The sequence below is a fragment of the uncultured Porphyromonas sp. genome (genome assembly GCF_947254915.1).
Taxonomy (GTDB): domain Bacteria; phylum Bacteroidota; class Bacteroidia; order Bacteroidales; family Porphyromonadaceae; genus Porphyromonas.
Genome location: NZ_CAMYEZ010000007.1, coordinates 16,360 through 34,028, shown reverse-complemented (window position 1 = coordinate 34,028; position 17,669 = coordinate 16,360). Strand labels below are relative to the sequence as shown.

General features: G+C 55.9%; 17 protein-coding genes. All 17 read left to right on the top strand.

The features are described from left to right. Nucleotides 1-309 precede the first annotated feature (309 nt). Nucleotides 310-1,029 carry an ABC transporter ATP-binding protein gene (locus Q0X57_RS01210; RefSeq protein WP_297726489.1) on the top strand — a complete coding sequence of 240 codons (720 nt, stop codon included), beginning with the start codon at nt 310-312 and terminating at the stop codon, nt 1,027-1,029. 15 nt (nt 1,030-1,044) lie between these two features. After that, complete coding sequence (locus Q0X57_RS01205; RefSeq protein ID WP_297726486.1) at nt 1,045-2,325, top strand: ABC transporter permease; 1,281 nt, start codon at nt 1,045-1,047, stop codon at nt 2,323-2,325. 26 nt (nt 2,326-2,351) lie between these two features. Further along, entirely contained in the window at nt 2,352-3,611 is a 1,260-nt protein-coding gene (locus tag Q0X57_RS01200; RefSeq protein ID WP_297726483.1) for an ABC transporter permease, read from the top strand. Between the two features lie 45 nt (nt 3,612-3,656). After that, nucleotides 3,657-4,769 carry an efflux RND transporter periplasmic adaptor subunit gene (locus Q0X57_RS01195; protein WP_297726480.1) on the top strand — a complete coding sequence of 371 codons (1,113 nt, stop codon included), beginning with the start codon at nt 3,657-3,659 and terminating at the stop codon, nt 4,767-4,769. Between the two features lie 25 nt (nt 4,770-4,794). Continuing rightward, complete coding sequence (locus Q0X57_RS01190) at nt 4,795-6,147, top strand: TolC family protein (protein WP_297726477.1); 1,353 nt, start codon at nt 4,795-4,797, stop codon at nt 6,145-6,147. Between the two features lie 185 nt (nt 6,148-6,332). Next, nucleotides 6,333-7,250, top strand: a complete 918-nt coding sequence (locus Q0X57_RS01185) for an ABC transporter ATP-binding protein (protein ID WP_297726474.1) — start codon at nt 6,333-6,335, stop codon at nt 7,248-7,250. Then, complete coding sequence (locus tag Q0X57_RS01180; RefSeq protein ID WP_297726471.1) at nt 7,247-8,122, top strand: hypothetical protein; 876 nt, start codon at nt 7,247-7,249, stop codon at nt 8,120-8,122. The genes Q0X57_RS01185 and Q0X57_RS01180 overlap by 4 nt, the downstream gene beginning before the upstream one ends. A 19-nt stretch (nt 8,123-8,141) precedes the next feature. Continuing rightward, nucleotides 8,142-8,531 carry a GntR family transcriptional regulator gene (locus tag Q0X57_RS01175; RefSeq protein ID WP_025883318.1) on the top strand — a complete coding sequence of 130 codons (390 nt, stop codon included), beginning with the start codon at nt 8,142-8,144 and terminating at the stop codon, nt 8,529-8,531. A gap of 508 nt (nt 8,532-9,039) precedes the next feature. Next, nucleotides 9,040-9,465, top strand: a complete 426-nt coding sequence (locus Q0X57_RS01170; protein ID WP_297726468.1) for a 6-carboxytetrahydropterin synthase — start codon at nt 9,040-9,042, stop codon at nt 9,463-9,465. A gap of 1 nt (nt 9,466) precedes the next feature. Next, nucleotides 9,467-10,072, top strand: a complete 606-nt coding sequence (locus tag Q0X57_RS01165; protein ID WP_297726465.1) for a 7-carboxy-7-deazaguanine synthase QueE — start codon at nt 9,467-9,469, stop codon at nt 10,070-10,072. A 14-nt stretch (nt 10,073-10,086) separates the two neighbouring features. Beyond that, nucleotides 10,087-12,084, top strand: coding sequence for an OmpA family protein (locus Q0X57_RS01160; protein WP_297726462.1), 1,998 nt, complete (start codon nt 10,087-10,089; stop codon nt 12,082-12,084). A 20-nt stretch (nt 12,085-12,104) separates the two neighbouring features. Beyond that, nucleotides 12,105-12,671: a dTDP-4-dehydrorhamnose 3,5-epimerase gene (gene rfbC, locus Q0X57_RS01155; protein ID WP_297726459.1), complete on the top strand. Its 567-nt coding sequence runs from the start codon at nt 12,105-12,107 to the stop codon at nt 12,669-12,671. Between the two features lie 11 nt (nt 12,672-12,682). Then, on the top strand, nt 12,683-13,828 hold the full coding sequence (gene rfbB, locus Q0X57_RS01150; protein WP_297726456.1) for a dTDP-glucose 4,6-dehydratase: 1,146 nt from the start codon (nt 12,683-12,685) through the stop codon (nt 13,826-13,828). Then, entirely contained in the window at nt 13,825-14,382 is a 558-nt protein-coding gene (locus tag Q0X57_RS01145; protein WP_297726453.1) for a fumarylacetoacetase, read from the top strand. The genes rfbB and Q0X57_RS01145 overlap by 4 nt, the downstream gene beginning before the upstream one ends. A 36-nt stretch (nt 14,383-14,418) precedes the next feature. Continuing rightward, on the top strand, nt 14,419-15,066 hold the full coding sequence (gene rpe / locus Q0X57_RS01140) for a ribulose-phosphate 3-epimerase (RefSeq protein WP_025883330.1): 648 nt from the start codon (nt 14,419-14,421) through the stop codon (nt 15,064-15,066). 42 nt (nt 15,067-15,108) lie between these two features. Further along, nucleotides 15,109-16,629: a ComEC/Rec2 family competence protein gene (locus Q0X57_RS01135; RefSeq protein WP_297726449.1), complete on the top strand. Its 1,521-nt coding sequence runs from the start codon at nt 15,109-15,111 to the stop codon at nt 16,627-16,629. A gap of 417 nt (nt 16,630-17,046) precedes the next feature. Beyond that, nucleotides 17,047-17,640, top strand: coding sequence for a 30S ribosomal protein S16 (locus Q0X57_RS01130; protein WP_297726447.1), 594 nt, complete (start codon nt 17,047-17,049; stop codon nt 17,638-17,640). Nucleotides 17,641-17,669 lie beyond the last annotated feature (29 nt).

Here is a 17,669-nt window from a genome sequence, read left to right as displayed (position 1 = left end):
CCCGTAGGGACGCACAGGAGTGTCTAGCGGGAGGGCGTCCGTCCCCGTTAAAAGCCACATCGTCAAGATCGTTCTACAACGGACGCACGGATCGTGCGTCCCTACAACGGGCTACTCGTCTCGTTTTGACACAATGGACACTCTCCGACTCGATACTATTCGTGCACCCCCACAGCGGGCTACACGCCTCGCTTCGACGACACTGTTTGACTCAAGTTATACACTGATGCGTTTTTCCTATTGCAGATTCAAATATTTGTACTACCTTTGCGGTGTACTACCAAAGACAAACGCTAAGCCAATACGCTTATGAATGCTAAACCGGTCATATCGCTACGCAATCTGCACAAGACCTATCAGGGCGCGCAGCCACTACATGTACTCAAGGGGATCAACCTCGACATCTTCCCAGGCGAGATGGTCGCTATCATGGGAGCCTCAGGCTCGGGCAAGAGTACGCTCCTCAACATCCTCGGGCTCCTCGACAGCTACGACGAGGGGAGCTACCATCTAGGCGAGGAGCTACTCAGCAATAGCCTCTCGGAGAACCGTGCTGCCGAGATCCGTTCTAGACAAATAGGATTCGTCTTTCAGTCCTTTAACCTTATCCCCTTCAAGAATGCGCTGGACAACATTGCCCTGCCACTCTTTTATCAGGGAGTCGGTCGCAAGGAGCGCACCAAGCGTGCTGCCGAGTTACTCGCCCGCATGGGGCTATCCGACTGGGCGGAGCACCTGCCGAGCGAGATGTCGGGAGGACAGAAGCAGCGCATCGCAATCGCACGAGCCCTCATCACCACGCCCTCAGTCATCCTAGCCGATGAGCCGACGGGAGCTTTGGACAGCAAGACCACCATCGAGGTGATGGAGCTACTGCGAGAGATCAATCGCGAGTTGCACCTGACGATGATTATCGTGACGCACGAGCCTGGAGTAGCTGAGATGTGTGACCGCACGATACATATCAAGGATGGGCTGATCGAGGGAGGCGGTCTGACGAGCAGCCTGCCCGAGGAGGTGTTTGAGTAAAGAGGATCACATATTATGCGTATAGGACACGAATACTTCTCCGAGATTATCGACAATCTCAAGCGCAACCGCCTGCGTACCTTCCTGACAGGCTTTGCCGTAGCGTGGGGAATCATCTTTCTAGTCATCCTCCTCAGCATCGGCGTGGGGCTTAATCGTGGTATCTCTAAGGGAGCGATGGGTAGTGATATGACGCCAAACAGTGGAGTGCGCTTCGGACTTTGGATGACCTCCATACCTTATCAAGGATATCAAGCTGGACGCACCCTATATCTTGCCAAGCCTCAGCTAGCACAGCTGCAACAGATGGTACCAGCTATTGAAGACATTGCTCCCGCCTATCAGAACTGGAGTAAGATCACCTATAAAGCTAAAGTGTCTGACGGCTGGACTCTAGGAATAAGCGCAAACCATTTCGGACACTTTGACTCTCGTGTGAAAATCCTTGCTGGACGCTCGATCTCAGGGTACGACACTTATAATAGAGAAAAAGTGATACTGCTGTCATCCGCTAAGGCATTGCACCTTTTTGGCTCCGAATCGTATGTGGACGCTTTAGGAAAGAAGGTCTCTTTAGACGATATCTCTTTTACCATCATTGGCGTATATGAAGATGTCAAAGAGAACTCTGGCTCTTTTATCCCCAGTACAACTTTTGAAGCACTTTACCCTGCAGCGCACACTATAGACAGAGTGTATGCTTACGTTCCGTCGGTACGTAGTGATAAGGACTACAAAGCTTTTGAGCAGGAACTTAGACAAGCTTTGGGCTCTATGTTGACTTTCTCGTCCGATGACGAGAGTGCGTTCTGGGGCTACTCAAACTATGTCAACAACGAGCAGTATAATAAGGTAGTCAACTACTTCTACCTCTTCCTCTGGATCGTCGGGCTGAGCACGCTCCTCATCGGCATCGTTGGCGTGAGCAATATCATGCTGGTCACGGTGCGGGAGCGATACAAAGAGATCGGCATACGCAAGGCACTGGGCGCTAAGCCTCGTGACATCTTAGCGATGATTATGGTTGAGAGCCTCCTCATCACGGCGGTGGCGGGTGCTATCGGTCTGGTCATTGCCGTGGGATTCGTCGCTCTAGGCGACTACCTCGTGACCGCTTACCACATTGGCGAGATGTCCATTATGGGCGAGACGATCCACCTCTTTGACACGCCAGTCCTCTCGCCACAGATGGCGCTGGGCATCCTCGTTGTGATGATCATTGCGGGGATCGTGGCGGGCTACACGCCAGCTCGTAGAGCGATACGCATATCGGCTATTGAAGCGATGAGAGATTAGTAACACCCTAGCGTAAAGACTGTACTATGAGACTATTTGATCGAGACATCTGGGGTGAAGCCTTTCACTCCTTACGAACGAATCGCAAGCGTTCCATCGCAACCGCCTTCGGCATCTTCTGGGGCATCCTGATGCTGGTCATCTTGATGAGCTTGAGCCAAGGCTTCTCCAACGGCATGCGCAAGCAGCTAGGTGGCATCTCAAGCAATACCACGCTGCTCTACTGCTCCACGACCAGCAAGCCGTACAAAGGTTACCCCACCGATCGCTGGTGGTCGCTCTCAGTGAGCGATATAGCCAACCTCCAGAAGCGCTTCCCCGAGATAGAGACGATAGCTGCTATGCAGCAAGGCTCGTGGAACACGCCCGTCAGCTACGGCACCAAGAGTATGACAGCACCGCTCTACTCCGCCTGGGCCTCTTATGACAAGATCGTCTACTCAACCCTCTTAGCCGGACGACGGCTCAACGAGAGCGACGAGCAGCAGCACCGTCGTAACTGTACCATCGGTGAGGAGGTGAGCCAGAAGTTCTTCGCTTCGCACGAGGAGGCCTTGGGCAAGGTTATCAATATCGATGGCTCTTACTACACCGTCGTAGGAGTCCTCAAGAGCAAGTCTAAAGGAATGAATATCAATGGCTCTGTAGAGCAAAAGGTACGTATCCCCTACACGATCCTTGCCGCATCACTCGGCCAGAGCAATGAGGTCTACCAAGTTATCTACTCGCTCCATGGCGATGGTAAGGATAGCAAAGCGATCAACGATCGCATCAAAGCCTACATCCGCTCTACCCACGACATAGCACCAGACGATGAGAGCGCTGTAGGTGAGTTCAACATCTCAGAGATCTACACCGCCCAGAACTCCATGCTGTGGGGTGTCAATGTCTTCGTCTGGTTCATCGGTATCGGCACGCTCCTCTCGGGCATCATCGGCATTAGCAATATCATGCTCGTCTCGGTCAAGGAGCGCACCCGTGAGATCGGCATACGTCGTGCACTCGGTGCGCAGCGCAAAGACATCATACGACTCATCCTCCTAGAGAGTGGTATGCTGAGCCTCCTCGCGGGGCTCGTAGGGCTTCTCCTCGGAGTGGGGATCATGTCTATCGTCGCACAGATCACCGCCTCAATAGGAACCGAGATGCTGGTCAATCCGCTGATCCCCTTTGGCACAGCGGTCGGCGCGCTCCTCTTCATCATCATTGGTGGCGTGGTGGGCGGTCTCCTGCCACTCAAGAAAGCGCTCGAGATTCGCTCCATCGAAGCGATCCGTGAGGAGTAAACCAACATTCAACTATAGGTAAAAACAAACACAACATAAAGAACTATGAAAGCTAAGCGTATCTTCAAACTTTCCCTTTGGGTCATCTTCGGCCTGCTCGTTGTCATGACCTTCGTCTTCCTCTATAAGAAGGCACAGCCCCAAGCGACCATTTACTCGGTAGAGACGGTGACCCGCGTCCCCTCTATCCAACGGTCTATCATCCTCACTGGCAAGATAGCTCCTCGCAACGAGGTGATGATCGTGCCACAGCTCAACGGCATCATTGCCGAGATCATGAAGAAGCCTGGCGACCTCGTCAAGGCGGGTGACATCATTGCGCGTATCAAGGTGGTACCCGAGATGGGTTCGGTCAATCAGGCAGAGTCGCAGGTCGAGATAGCAAAGATAGCTCTCGACGAGGCGCAGCAGAAGTACAAGATAGCGACCGAGCTGCACCAGCAAGGGATCGTAGCCGAGGAGGAGTATGCCACAACCAAGGCTAACTACCTACAGGCTAAGGAGCGCCTCGAGAGTGCTAAGGATGCTTACAACATCGTCCTCACTGGTATGAGCCAGCGCAACGCTCAGGGCTCTACGACACTCGTGCGCAGTACGGTAGACGGGACAATACTCGACATACCGGTCAAGGAGGGTAACTCGGTCATTCAGGCTAACTCCTTCAACGCTGGTACCACCATCGCCACCATCGCCGACATGACGGAGATGATTTTCATCGGTAAGGTGGACGAGGTCGACATCGCTCGTGTCGCTACGGGACTACCTGTCACGGTGCGCATCGGAGCGATCGAAGGTTCCGCCTTCTCGGGCGTCGTCGAGTACATCTCGCCCAAGACAATCCAGCAGCAACAAGGCACGCAGTACGAGCTCAAGGCTGCCATCACCATCGACGACTACAGCCGCATACGCTCCGATATGAGTGCCAATGCGGAGCTTATCACTGACCAAGTTTCCAACGTCCTAGCCATTCCCGAGGGCGCACTTCAGTTTGAGGGCGACAAGGTCTATGTCGAGGTGGTCACCTCCGACGCTGATCCGAAGCATCTGCAGACGGAGCGCCGTGAGATCAAGACTGGTATCAGCAACGGTAGCCTCATCGAGGTCAAGAGTGGTCTCAAGGAGGGCGAAAAGGTCAAGGGCACTCCGATAGCTGCCTAACTAATCATTTAGACAAGACAATCCTATGCTTACACTTCGTCATATCTTTCCCTTAGCCCTACTGGTCGCGGGGAGCTTTACCCTAGCAGCGCAGCAGAGCTGGACGTTGCAGCAGTGCATCGACCACGCCGTCGCTCACAGCATCACGGTCGAGGAGGCGCGCCTACGCTTAGCGGGGAGTGAGCAGCAGCTCTCCACCACGCAGCACAGTTACCTGCCCTCGCTCTCGGCTAGCGCTAGCCAGAGCGTCAGCCTCGGACGTAGTGCCGACAAGACGGGCGTCATCGGCGATCAATCCTCGAGCAGCACCTCCTTTGGGGCAAACCTCTCGTGGGACGTTTTCTCTGGTATGGCTCGTCCTAAGGCAACGGAGATAGCGCGTCTCAATCTAGACGCTGCGACCGCTGGACTCTCCTATGCCAAGGAGCAGATCGGACTACAGGTGGCTGAGGGGTACTACAACTTACTCTTCCGCCAAGAGCTAATCCATGTAGCCGATGAGCAACTCAAGCTAACCCGTGAGACGCTCACGAAGACTGCCGCACTGGTCCAGGCGGGCAAGTGGTCTCGTGACAAGCTCGCTGAGGTGGAGGCGCAACTCGCTAAGGACAGCGTCAACTACCTCCGTGCCTGCAGCGATACGGAGCTGGCACGTCATCAGCTGGCACTCATCATTGAGCTGCCCGACTACACAGAGCTACAGATCACCTTGCCCGATGTCAAGAGCCTCAGCGCTACGCCCGCTCCCGAGCTGGCACTGGCTGACGATGCGCTTCTCGAGCAAGCGCGCTCGATGCGTCCCGAGATGGAGCAGGCAAGACTACAGCTACAAATGGCGGAGCAGCAGATCGGACTGGAGCAGACGGGCTACATACCGAAGGTTTCCTTTAGCGCTGGCTACAACACCGGCTATTACTACATCCTGAATGAGAAGTTACGGCAGTTTAACCAGCCTTTTGGGGATCAGATGCGCAACAACGGACGCTACTTCGTTGGGCTTTCGCTCTCTGTACCCATCTTTGATGCGATGCGTACGGCAGACAATGTGGCGCAGGCTCGTCTTCGTTACTCCGACCAGCAGATCGCTCTGCGCAAGGTGGACAAAGAGCTCACGCAGCAGCTCTACACGGCTCAGATCAATGCCCGTGCCGCTTACAGTCAGATAGACGCTGCCCAGCGGGCGACCGAGTCGGCCGAGACGGCACTGCACTATGCGCAGATCAGCTACGAGGCGGGACGTGCCTCTTCGTACGAGCTGGCCGAGGCGCAAAACCGTCACTTCGTCGCTCAGAGCGAAGAGCTCCGCGCTCGCTATGACTACCTCTACCGTGTGCTCGTACTGCACAGCTACATCTCTCCCGCAGAGGAGACTAAGTAATGTCTTCACAACACTTACGAGTAACCCTTTGTAGGGACGCACGGATAGTGTCTAGCGAGAGGGCGTCCGTCCCCGTTAAAACCACCATGCTGTAACCTTTGACACAACGGACGCTCAGATCGAGCGTCCCTACAAAGGGTTATTCGTCTTGTAATCTAATAAGACCCCTAAACTTCGCAACAGTTATGTATTCAAACACAGATACCCACCTCACCGCAGAGCCTCTCGTGCAGGCTCAGGAGGTATGCTTCTCATATGGCCGGCACCCGCTCTTTAGGGGTGTCAGCTTTACCCTGCCCGCAGGCTCTATCACAGGGCTCCTAGGCAAAAACGGTGAGGGCAAGACGACCCTCCTCAAGCTTATCTCAGGACTGCTCCTAGCTAAGGGCGGTTCGCTCTCCGTGCTCGGGCACTCCAGCAGAAAGCGCTCGGTGCCACTCCTCCAAGAGCTCTACTACCTTCCCGAGGAGGTGCAGCTACCCGCCACCTCAGCCGCCCAGTACCTTGACGGCGCAGGTCAGTTTTACCCAAACTATGACGCCACACTGGCTCGTCAGCTCCTGAAGGACTTTGACGTGCCACCCACCAACAATCTGCGTCGCCTCTCAATGGGACAGAAGAAGAAGGTGGCGCTCGTGCTGGCGCTCTCTCTGCGGGTGCCGTTGCTCCTCCTCGACGAACCAACCAATGGGCTGGACATCCCGTCGAAGAGCAAGTTTCGCCAGCTCCTCGTGCAGCACATCTCTGACGAGCAGACCGTACTGATCAGCACCCACCAGGTGCGTGACCTAGAGCAAATGATAGATCGTCTGGTCGTGCTACACCAAAACCAGATCATCTGCAACGAGACGATCGCTCGCCTCGAGAGCACCTTCTACTGTGGCACCACCGCCGAGGCGCCTCACGTAGCACCGCTCTATAGCGAGCCCTCCGTATGGGGAGAGGTCGTAATGACACCCCGCACGCCAGAGGCTGCCGAGACGGGAGGCTTCTCGATGGAGCTCTTCTTCAACGCTCTGATGTACAACACCCAAGCGGTGCTACAGCACTTATCCCAACCAGCAAACGATACACTCACCCCACAAGCCCCTCTCTCACTATGAACCAATCTGCTAATCTTACGACCGCTGCGCCTAAGACGGGTGACAGCTCCTTTAGCTTCAAGCGTCTCGGCCAGCTCCTGCGACTGGACTTCGCCTTTCACCATAGACAGTGGATACAGATCCTGATCGGTGGTTTCCTCGCAGCCTCTATACCTGTGGTCGTGTCGGTACTAACTACCTTACTCTTTGGGATGGGTGGCAGTGACTTCTCCGCCCGTGGCGTATACTTTGCCTGCCTATATGGTAGCCTTCTAGCGGTCTCTCTCGGTGTGATGATCAGCTACAACCAGCGTGTCAATGCTCCGCTCTCGCCACTCTATCTACAGATACCCGCCTCAGCTACGGAGAAGTATATCTCGCTTCTCATCCTGACGCTGGTACTGCACATCATCACGCCACTCCTAGGAGCGATTGCTTGGACTGTCTACATGCTTATATGGGCCCTGATGGAGGGTAGTCAGGTGCTCGCCCTCTATCCAGAGATACTCACAGATCCGCTAGGCTATGAGAATGAATCGCTACAATATGCCTGGGCTGTCAGCCTGATGATAGGTATGCAGCTGGCAGGCTATGCCACTTACCTCTACTGTATCATCTCGGCGCGCAAACCCTTACGTGCAGTCCTGCGCTTTATGGGCATCGGCTTTCTGATCTTCGTTGTCTCAGTGCTTGGCGTTAGCATGCTGATGCATTTGCTAGACATTGGTACTATAGGTCCAGACGAGACAGAGCACTATCTCGTGCTCTACTTGAGTAATGGCGATGAGCTCAGTATCTCGCTCCTCGCCATGACGATACCAGCCTACCTCTACGCCTTTGCGATGGTCTGGCTCGGTCTGCGCTCGCTACGACGCAAGCAGGTCACGGCGTAACCTATCTAACCTAATGATCATGATCACACCACGTTTTAATCCGCAAGTAGTCATCTACGCTCAGATAGAGCAGCGCATCAAAGAGAAGATCCTCTCGGGCGAGTACCCCGCAGGGACACAGATCCCGAGCGTGCGCCAGCTAGCTGCCGAGCTGGAGACCAATGCCAATACGATCTTCAGAGCTTATGAGAACCTGCAGAACGAGGGCCTCATCTATCCTAAGAAAGGGCTCGGTCTCTATGTCTCCGAAACGGCCGAGATGCTCCTACGTGATGAGGCTTATCGCGTGCTAACCGAGGAGGAGCTCCCCGAGCTCTTTGCTCAGCTCAAGGTGCTTAACATGGACATCCTAGAGGTGGTCAGACGGCACGCCGACTGGGTCAAGCAGCAGGGAGACCCTGACGCTTAGCCCGCCTCCGCACTATTCCGCAATCATCACTTTTCCAAATAGCGTTAGTTGTAAGAGACTGTTGCCCTCGTGCAGCAGTCTCTTCTTCTACTTCACAGCCCCCGCCAAGCTCTCAACCAGGTCGATGTCGGAACGCACTAGTCGTGCTGCCCTATGAAGGAAATCGAACAATTCCTCCGTGGATATCTTTGCATCTCCAGTGAGGAACAGAAAAATTCTTCGGAACTTTGATTCCTTTCTTCCGAACTTTCATTTCATTCTTCCGAACGTTTATTTCGGCCCTCCGTGGGGAAATTTCGTTTTCCACCGAGCTATTGGGAAATTCCTCGGGAGAGATTGAAATCAGCGGAGATGTAGGAGTAGTTATAGCGTGAGTCTATAGCGCTATGTAGCGAGGCGCAATCCTTGTATTCCTTGTTTGTCGTCAGGCGTAGCGCCTAGAATAGAGGGTTGCAATGTGTCAACTCTGCTAGCTCTTGCATTTTCCTTACCTTTGTAACAGTTAACTATGACGACAGTAGAGAGATATCACGATATAAGCATGGGACATCGTGTCGTGGGACACGAGTCGAAGTGCCGCCACCTACACGGACACAACTACCGAATACACTTCACCTGCACCGCAACACAGCTCGATGAGCTGGGGCGGGTGATAGACTTTGGCGTGATCAAAGAGCTCCTCTGCATGTGGCTGGAGGAGCATTGGGATCACAAGATGATGATCTACGATGAGGATCCGCTACTCCCCTCGCTACGGGAGCTGGTGCCAGAGGACTTGGTCGTGGTGCCCTTTAATCCGACGGCCGAAGCGATGGCACATTACCTCGTTGAGACGATTGCTCCCGCACAACTTGCCGGCACGGGCGTGACGCTCGTCAGCTGCCGTGTCGAGGAGACGGCACGATGCAGCGCTACCTACTCACTACCTATATAGTATGCAGTCGCTACCAGTCAACGAAATCTTCTACAGTCTCCAAGGCGAGGGAGGACAGATGGGTCGCGCGATGCTCTTCGTGCGACTCTCGGGGTGCAATCTCTCCTGCGACTACTGCGACACGGACTTTGCGGGGCATCGGCTCATGACCGTCGCAGAGATTTTGGCAAAGCTGGAGAGCTACCCCTGCCGTGACATCCTCTGGACTGGTGGCGAACCGACCTTAGCGCTGCGGGAGGAGCATATAGCTTTCTTTCACGAGCAGGGCTATCGTCAGTCTATCGAGACAAATGGCACACGCCCTGTGCCTCGAGGACTGGACTATGTCACTTGCTCGCCTAAGGCAGAAGCAATAAGTGGCCTGCGGGAGCGTTTTGTAGATAACTACCCTGACGGCATTGATGAGGTGCGCTGGCCACTACAACTAGGCGCTCCACTACCGCCACCTATCGAGCAATTGGTGCAGGCTCGGCGTTACTACGTCAGCCCCGTAGAGGAGACGGGCGTAGAGATGTCGGCAGTGGTGGCACGCTGTATGGACTTCGTCCTAGCCCACCCCGAGTGGCGACTCAGCGTACAGCTACACAAGTTGCTAGGGTTTCGCTAAGTAAACAGTTTGCTATGAAGGTCTCGTCGTCACATATTCGCTGGTTGCTCGTGCTACTCCCGTGCGCTATGGCGCTCTGTAGCTTGATAGGCTGCAAGAGTGTGACGCTGAGCAAGGCGGAGCTGTACGACCATACAGGTCGCTACGCCCTCGCTGCCGATAGCTACTACACGCTCTACCGCCGCACCTCTCGCAAGAAGCCAGAGCATCGGGCTTACCTAGCCTTCAAAGCTGCGGAGAATTACCGACGACTGGGCAACACACCCCGTGCGCTCAACTGCTACAACCTAGCGCTCTCGGGCAACTATCCCGACTCGATCCTCCACCTACGCATTGCTCAGGAGCTACAACAGCTGGGGCGCTGGCGGGAGGCGGGCAAAGCTTACAAGCAGTTTCTAGAGTACTACCCACACGACTACTTCGGACGCATAGGACTGGCGAGTGTGCGTCAGGCTGATTCGATCCTCGCCCACCCCACGGGACACACGGTCGAGACGGATCGTCTCTTGATCTCGCCCTATGCGGAGTTTGCCCCTTGCTATGCGCCCGACGGCACGATACTCTACTTCACCAGTAGCCGTGTGCCTCTCCGTGATATGCTGCAGGAGAGCGAAGTGACAGGGCTGGGGACGAACAATCTCTTTATGATCAAGCAGGACGCTGCGGGCAAGTGGTCCCGCCCCGACAGCGTGCCAGGCAGTGTCAATACGCCCGAAGATGAGGGTACGCCCTCCATCTCGTCAGACGGCAACACGCTCTACTACTCCTACGCTGAGCAAAGCTCCACCTACGACCGTACCGTGCAGATCTACAAAGCCTCCAAGTCTAGCCAAGGAGGCTGGGGCAAAGGCGAGCGCGTACCCATCTGGGAGGATTCGCTACGTATGGCGGCGCACCCCGCCATTGACGCTTCGGGACGATACCTTTACTTCGTGAGCGAGGGGGCTGGCTTGGGTGGCAAAGACCTTTACCGCATAGCCCTCAGCGAGCATGGCTGGGGCAAGCCGGAGCACCTCGGCAACGAGATCAATACGCCTGGCGACGAACTCTTCCCCACGATGGTGGGCGACAGTACCCTGTACTTCTCCTCTGATGGACGTGTGGGGCTGGGCGGACTGGACCTATACAAGGCGCAGATGGACTCGCTCGGCGGGTGGCAGGTGACGCATCTGGGCGCTCCGATGAACTCCCCCGCCGATGACTACGCCATCACCTTCGCACCGAAACCGCAGTCGGGCTTAGCGGAGGAGGGTTACCTCTCCTCGACTCGTGGCGACCAGCGTGGACGACCACACCTCTACCGCTTCTCATTGCCCGCCACCATCATACGCATCGATGGCTTCGTGATGGACCGAGAGGGGTACGGCATCCCGCAGGCGACGGTACGCATTGCCGATGAGCAAGGTTTGCTTGCTACACCCATTGTTTCGACACGTGACGACGGTTCTTTTGTCCTTGAGATTGCCGGGTCCAACCGCTACGTGCTACATGCCTCGCACCCGGACTATCTCAACCAATACATGCCGCTCGTGACCGACAGCGCCACCGAGAGCACCGACTACTTGGTTGACTTTTACCTAGCTTCGCGCCTGCACTCGGAGCAGATTCACGACATCTACTACGACTTTGACCGAGCTTCGCTACGCCCCGAGGGGAAGAAGAGTCTCGACTACCTCGTCACGCTCCTAGAGCAAAACCCCGACGTGCGCCTCGAACTGAGCAGTAACACCGACCGCAAGGGTTCGCAGAGGTACAATAAGAGGCTCTCACAGCGTCGTGCGCAGAGCGTCGTCGACTACCTCATCGCCAAGGGCATTGCGGCCGACCGCCTAGAGGCTCGTGGCTACGGCAAGGAGCGTCCTTACGTAGTGACCAAAGGAATGGCGACACGCTTCGATTGGTTGCCCGAGGGGCAGGAGCTAACGGCCGAATGGGTCGGCACGCTGACCAAAGAGCAGCAAGTCATCTGCGACCAGCTCAACCGTCGCACCGAGTTTACCGTCATACAATAATATATAGAGTGACCTAAGCAATGATACATTACCAAGCGGACCCAGACTTAGCGGGCGTCTACCTTATTGAGCCAGACTGCTACGGCGATGCGCGTGGCTACTTTGCCGAGACTTATCGCACGGCAGACTTTGCAGCGACCGTCGCGCCTAGACCTTGGGTGCAGGAAAACGAATCGTCCTCCGTCCGTGGTGTCTTGCGTGGTCTGCATCTCCAGCGAGGCGAGGCGAGCCAAGCGAAACTGGTGCGTTGCGTCGTGGGCGAGATCATAGATCTGATCGTGGACCTACGGCGAGACAGCGACACTTATGGGCAGTGGCGCAGCTATCATCTCTCGGAGCAGAACCATCGGCAGCTCTACATACCGAGAGAGTTTGCGCACGGCTTCCTCGTGCTCTCGGAGCAAGCGAAGTTTCTCTACAAAGTGGACAACGGCTACGCCCCCGAGAGCGAGCTCTGCATACGCTATGACGACCCGCAGCTGGCGATCCCCTGGGAGTCGTGGGGCATCTCGCCCGAGGAGCTGATCCTTTCGGACAAAGACCTGCGCGGTATCTCCCTAGCCGACTACACCGCATCACGCTTTTGACACCTTACGCTATGACCTCATACCGACATACCTACGCCGTGACTGGAGCTGCTGGCTTCATCGGCACTAACCTCGCTTACTACCTGAGCGAAGCCCTTGCTTCCGACGAGCGGATCGTCCTGATCGACAAACTAACCTATGCGGGCAACTACCGCTCCATCGAACCGCTCATTGACAACGAACGGATCGTCTTCGTCCAGGCAGACATCTGCGATGCCGAGGCGATGGACGACCTCTTCACCCGCTACGCTCCGCACTACCTGATCAACCTTGCGGCCGAGAGCCACGTCGATCGAAGCATCGAGGACCCCGCCATCTTCGTTCGTACCAACATCCTCGGCGTGCAGACCTTGCTAGACACTATTCGCAACCATTGGTCTACCACCAGCGGGCGAGGCTCTTATCCCGTATGGCAGGAGGGACGTATGATGCTTCAGGTCTCTACGGACGAGGTGTACGGTTCGCTCGGCCGGGAAGGCTTCTTCGTGGAGAGCACACCGCTCGATCCGCGCAGTCCCTACAGTGCTGCGAAAGCTTCGGCCGATCTCCTCTGCCAAGCAGCCGTGCACACGCACCATGCGCCAGTCGTTTGGACCAGATGCTCGAACAACTACGGCCCCTACCAGTTTCCCGAGAAGCTCATCCCGCTCGTCATCCGTCAGTGTCTCCTCGGCAAGGAGATACCGATCTACGGAACGGGCGAGAACGTCCGTGACTGGCTCTACGTCACCGACCATTGTCGTGCACTCCACCTCGTGGTGACCCAAGGGAAAGCTGGCACAGCGTACAACATCGGCGGGCATAACGAACATACCAATCTAGAGATAGTCCGTATCATCATCAACCAGCTGCACGATCGTCTGAGCAAAGAACCGGCACGTGCCGAGCGTATCTCTGAGATCTTAGGAGTTCAGGTTCAGCCCGAGCTAATCAACGAAGAGTTGATTACCTTCGTCCGTGATCGCCTCGGCCACGACGCCCGCTACGGCATCGACCCCACCTTCATTCATCAGGAACTAGGGTGGCTACCCTCGATCCCCTTTGCCGAGGGCATCGGCTACACGATTGACTGGTACCTTGACCACTTCGACTGGGTCAAGGGTATCACCGACGAAGACTACCAGCACTACTACCAGCAGATGTACAGCGGACGATGAAGGTCTACGGCATAGACGACGAGTCTCGGCTCTTTTACAAAGGCGAAGCACTCCTTCGCCCGGGCTACCCCTTCTTCGTTCCACACCTCGAAGCGGAGTGGTGCGCCATTCCTTCGCTCGCCATCAAGATAGGACGTACAGGCAAGTGCGTGGCGCCACCCTTTGCCGAGCGATACATCGAGTCGTGCGCTGCTGGCTGGGACATCACCTGTCGCTCGCTACTCGCTGAGCTACGTGAGGCGGGCGCTCCCTGGGAGCGTGCTAAGGTATACGACGGCAGTGCCGTAGCCCTCGACTGGCAACCCCTTGACACTGCGCTCGCAGAGCACTACACACTGACCCTCTCCGAGCAGAGCTGGACGCTCTCCCGTGAGGCGGTCTGCCAAGCGCTCTCGCTCCTCTCCGAGTGCCTCACCATTCACACCGGCGACGTACTCCTACTCAACGCTATCCCCATAACAGCGGCTCCCGCCATTGCCCCCGAGCAACAGCTCTCCCTGACACTACAGGCTGGCGAAAGGCTCCGCTCCACTACCCTACTACGCATCAAGTAAAGCATCTATATCGAATCGTCTTAAAACCCCTTCACTATGGCTATTGTATCTCCCTCCCTCCTCAGTGCCGACTTCCTGCATCTCGCCGATGAGATCACGATGATCAACGAGAGTCAGTGCGACTGGCTCCACATTGACGTGATGGATGGTGTCTTCGTTCCGAACCTCTCCTTTGGCTTTCCCATCATTGAGGCGATACGCCCCATCTGTCAGAAGCCTCTCGACGTGCATCTGATGATCGTTGAGCCGTGGAAGTTCATCGACCAGTTTGCCAAGCTCGGCATCCACATTATGAATGTACACTACGAGGTGTGCCCCCACCTACACCGCACGCTGCGGGCTATCCGTGAGGCGGGCATGCGTCCAGCCGTCACACTCAATCCGCACACCCCCGTGGAGCTCCTCACCGACATCCTCTGCGAAGCCGACATGGTGCTCCTCATGAGTGTCAACCCTGGTTATGGCGGGCAAAAGTTTATTGAGCATTCTATCCGCAAGGTCGAGCGCCTGCGCAAAATGATCCAAGAGCAGGGACTCTCCACCCTCATACAGGTCGATGGCGGGGTCAACCTCGAGACCGGTCGCCAGCTTGTCGAGGCGGGTGCCGACTCGCTCGTGGCAGGCAGTGCCGTCTTTAAGGCGCCCAGTCCTCAAGAGATGATTGCACAGCTACACGCCTTGTAAGCCACCTTGCACTACCTCGTCCGAGGGCTACACGCCACAATCATGCGCCCAGCATTGGTGACACTTCTGTCACTAGTGCTGGGCATTTATCTAGGTAGTCTCGGGCTACTAGCAGCGCAGTGGTACCTCCTCGGCATCGCCGTGGCGACGCTCCTCCTCGTCCTCTCTAGGCTTTGGCATAAAGCGCTCCTCGCTGGCTCCGCTTGGTACTTAGTTCTCCTCTGCATGGGAGCTTGTCTGGCAACAATTCCACGGGAACGGGTCGCACAACTTCCACAGCCCAGCGAGGAAACAACCTACCTCGTCACCATCTCTCGCCCGCCCACAGCACGCGAACAGGGCTCTCGTGCCGAGGCTATCATCGAGCAAGCGACAGACCCGAGCGGAGCAACCCTCGTTCGCTGGAGTGGTCAGCGCATCATGCTATACCTATATAATGACTCGCTGCAACTCTCGCCCCGCACCAGTTACCTCGTCCGTGGACGGCTCACACCAGTAAACCAAGTCTCCTCGTCAAGCTATCAGCACTACCTCCTCTCACGAAAGGCTTCGGGCGTACTATCCGCCTCCACAGCAGAAGCTTGCGATGCTCCAACCACTACCCATTGGTCGCTCTGGGACCAATTACGCTACCACGCCTACACCCTCCAGCAGCGCATCGGTGGCACACTAGACGAGATTGACAGGTTCACTCCACTACAGCGAGAGACGCTCCGTGCCATCTGCCTAGGCGATCGCTCCGAAGGAACCGTCGCAGAGGCACAGTTTCGCTCCGTAGGCGTTGCGCACCTGCTGTCGGTCAGTGGCTTTCACGTCGGAGTCGTCCTGCTACTCATCTACTGGCTCATACGCTACCCGCTCCGACTCATCCACAACGTCCGTACTGCTTACCTCCTGCGCTGGAGCCTCACCCTCGTAGCCGTATGGCTCTACGCTTTCGTCTGCGGACTCTCCATCCCGACACTCCGAGCCTCGCTCATGTTCTCCATCTTTGTCGTGGCACGGCTCTTGGGGCGCTCCACCGATCGGCTCAACGTCTGGGCGCAGGCAGCCGTCCTTCTACTCATTGTCTCACCCTACGCACTCTTTGACGTAGGTATGCAGCTCAGCTTCGGAGCGGTGCTAGCCATTTTCGTCACCTGGGGCGCACTCAACCAACGCATCACACCGAGTAGCTCCCGCATCGTCAGCTACCTCTACTACCTCATCGTCACGACCCTAGCCGTACAACTCTTCGTCTGGCCTATCCTCGCACGGAGCTTCGGCAATACCGCCGTCTGGCTGCTCCTCGCCAACCTCCTCCTGTCGCTCCTCGCCACGCTACTCATCATCACAGGGCTAGTCACCATGGGACTCCTCGCCCTCGGGCTCCCCACGACGCTCCTACCGATGCTCCTCGTCGGCGTGAGCGACCTCACCTGTGGAGCGGTGGCACTTCTTGAGCAGCACTTCACCGCTCAGCTCAACATCACCATGCCGCTCTGGCTCTGCGTCGCTTACTACCTCCTCCTCTACGCCTGGGTTCAGAACCTCCTAGCCCGTCCCCGCAACGTAGCGCTATAGGCACACGCTATAGCGACTCCTTCATCTCCTCTAATTTCAATTTCTCCCGAGGAATTTTCCCAGTAGCTCACTGCAAAACAAAAATTCTCCACCGAGCTCCGAAATAAAACTTCGGAAGAATGAAATGAAAGTTCGGAAGAAAGAAATGAAAGTTCGGAAGAATTTTTCCATTTCTCGCTGGATAATCCAGAATATCTACGGATGAATTTCCTGACTTCCTCCACCACCCGATTTCTTTCATAGAGGCGTAGATGCACTCGTCCGCTAGAATACGTCACCCCTCCACTCTGTAGTGTAAGTCCTGACCACAAAGTCTTGAAGTGATGGTGGAATCAACTTTTTTGCGTACCTTTGCACAGTTCGTACGAGCCAAGGCTCTGGACGGACATCCAAATCATTCAAATCTCAATATCAACAATGGCAACTAAAATCAGACTACAAAGATTCGGTCGTCGTGGCTACCCCTTCTACCGTATCGTCATCGCTGATAGCAGGGCTCCACGGGATGGAAAGTTTATTGAGAGGATAGGTTCTTATAATCCGAACACTAATCCTGCTACAATAGATTTGAAGTTTGACCGTGCTCTCTATTGGCTCAAGGTCGGTGCACAGCCTAGTGACACCGCACGTCGCATCCTCTCTCGTGAGGGTGTCCTCCTTAAGAAGCATCTCGATGGTGGTGTCGCCAAGGGCGCATTCACACAGGAGGTCGCAGACCAGCGCTTTGAGGCATGGCACACGAACAAGCAGCAGCTCCTCAAGGGAGTCGCTGAGCGTGACCAGCAGAAGGCTCAGGATATAGCTCAGAAGCAGCATGAGGCTGAGGAAGAGCAAAACAAGGAGCGTAGCAAGGCTCTAGAGGAGAAGAAAGCAGCCATCGAGCGCGAGAAGGCTGAGGCAGAGGCCGCTGCAAAGGCTGAAGCTGAGGCTGCCGAGGAGGCTAATGCTACCGAAGAGGCACCAGCTACTGAGGAAGCTCCAGCTACCGAGGAGGCTCCAGCTGCTGAGTAAGCTGACAAGCTACATAACCTCTACGACAG

What these genes read in the sequence shown, in the direction of transcription:
- Q0X57_RS01210 (WP_297726489.1), top strand. Translation starts at nt 310, where the DNA reads ATGAATGCTAAACCGGTCATATCGCTACGCAATCTGCACAAGACCTAT.
- Q0X57_RS01205 (WP_297726486.1), top strand. Translation starts at nt 1,045, where the DNA reads ATGCGTATAGGACACGAATACTTCTCCGAGATTATCGACAATCTCAAG.
- Q0X57_RS01200 (WP_297726483.1), top strand. Translation starts at nt 2,352, where the DNA reads ATGAGACTATTTGATCGAGACATCTGGGGTGAAGCCTTTCACTCCTTA.
- Q0X57_RS01195 (WP_297726480.1), top strand. Translation starts at nt 3,657, where the DNA reads ATGAAAGCTAAGCGTATCTTCAAACTTTCCCTTTGGGTCATCTTCGGC.
- Q0X57_RS01190 (WP_297726477.1), top strand. Translation starts at nt 4,795, where the DNA reads ATGCTTACACTTCGTCATATCTTTCCCTTAGCCCTACTGGTCGCGGGG.
- Q0X57_RS01185 (WP_297726474.1), top strand. Translation starts at nt 6,333, where the DNA reads ATGTATTCAAACACAGATACCCACCTCACCGCAGAGCCTCTCGTGCAG.
- Q0X57_RS01180 (WP_297726471.1), top strand. Translation starts at nt 7,247, where the DNA reads ATGAACCAATCTGCTAATCTTACGACCGCTGCGCCTAAGACGGGTGAC.
- Q0X57_RS01175 (WP_025883318.1), top strand. Translation starts at nt 8,142, where the DNA reads ATGATCACACCACGTTTTAATCCGCAAGTAGTCATCTACGCTCAGATA.
- Q0X57_RS01170 (WP_297726468.1), top strand. Translation starts at nt 9,040, where the DNA reads ATGACGACAGTAGAGAGATATCACGATATAAGCATGGGACATCGTGTC.
- Q0X57_RS01165 (WP_297726465.1), top strand. Translation starts at nt 9,467, where the DNA reads ATGCAGTCGCTACCAGTCAACGAAATCTTCTACAGTCTCCAAGGCGAG.
- Q0X57_RS01160 (WP_297726462.1), top strand. Translation starts at nt 10,087, where the DNA reads ATGAAGGTCTCGTCGTCACATATTCGCTGGTTGCTCGTGCTACTCCCG.
- rfbC (WP_297726459.1), top strand. Translation starts at nt 12,105, where the DNA reads ATGATACATTACCAAGCGGACCCAGACTTAGCGGGCGTCTACCTTATT.
- rfbB (WP_297726456.1), top strand. Translation starts at nt 12,683, where the DNA reads ATGACCTCATACCGACATACCTACGCCGTGACTGGAGCTGCTGGCTTC.
- Q0X57_RS01145 (WP_297726453.1), top strand. Translation starts at nt 13,825, where the DNA reads ATGAAGGTCTACGGCATAGACGACGAGTCTCGGCTCTTTTACAAAGGC.
- rpe (WP_025883330.1), top strand. Translation starts at nt 14,419, where the DNA reads ATGGCTATTGTATCTCCCTCCCTCCTCAGTGCCGACTTCCTGCATCTC.
- Q0X57_RS01135 (WP_297726449.1), top strand. Translation starts at nt 15,109, where the DNA reads ATGCGCCCAGCATTGGTGACACTTCTGTCACTAGTGCTGGGCATTTAT.
- Q0X57_RS01130 (WP_297726447.1), top strand. Translation starts at nt 17,047, where the DNA reads ATGGCAACTAAAATCAGACTACAAAGATTCGGTCGTCGTGGCTACCCC.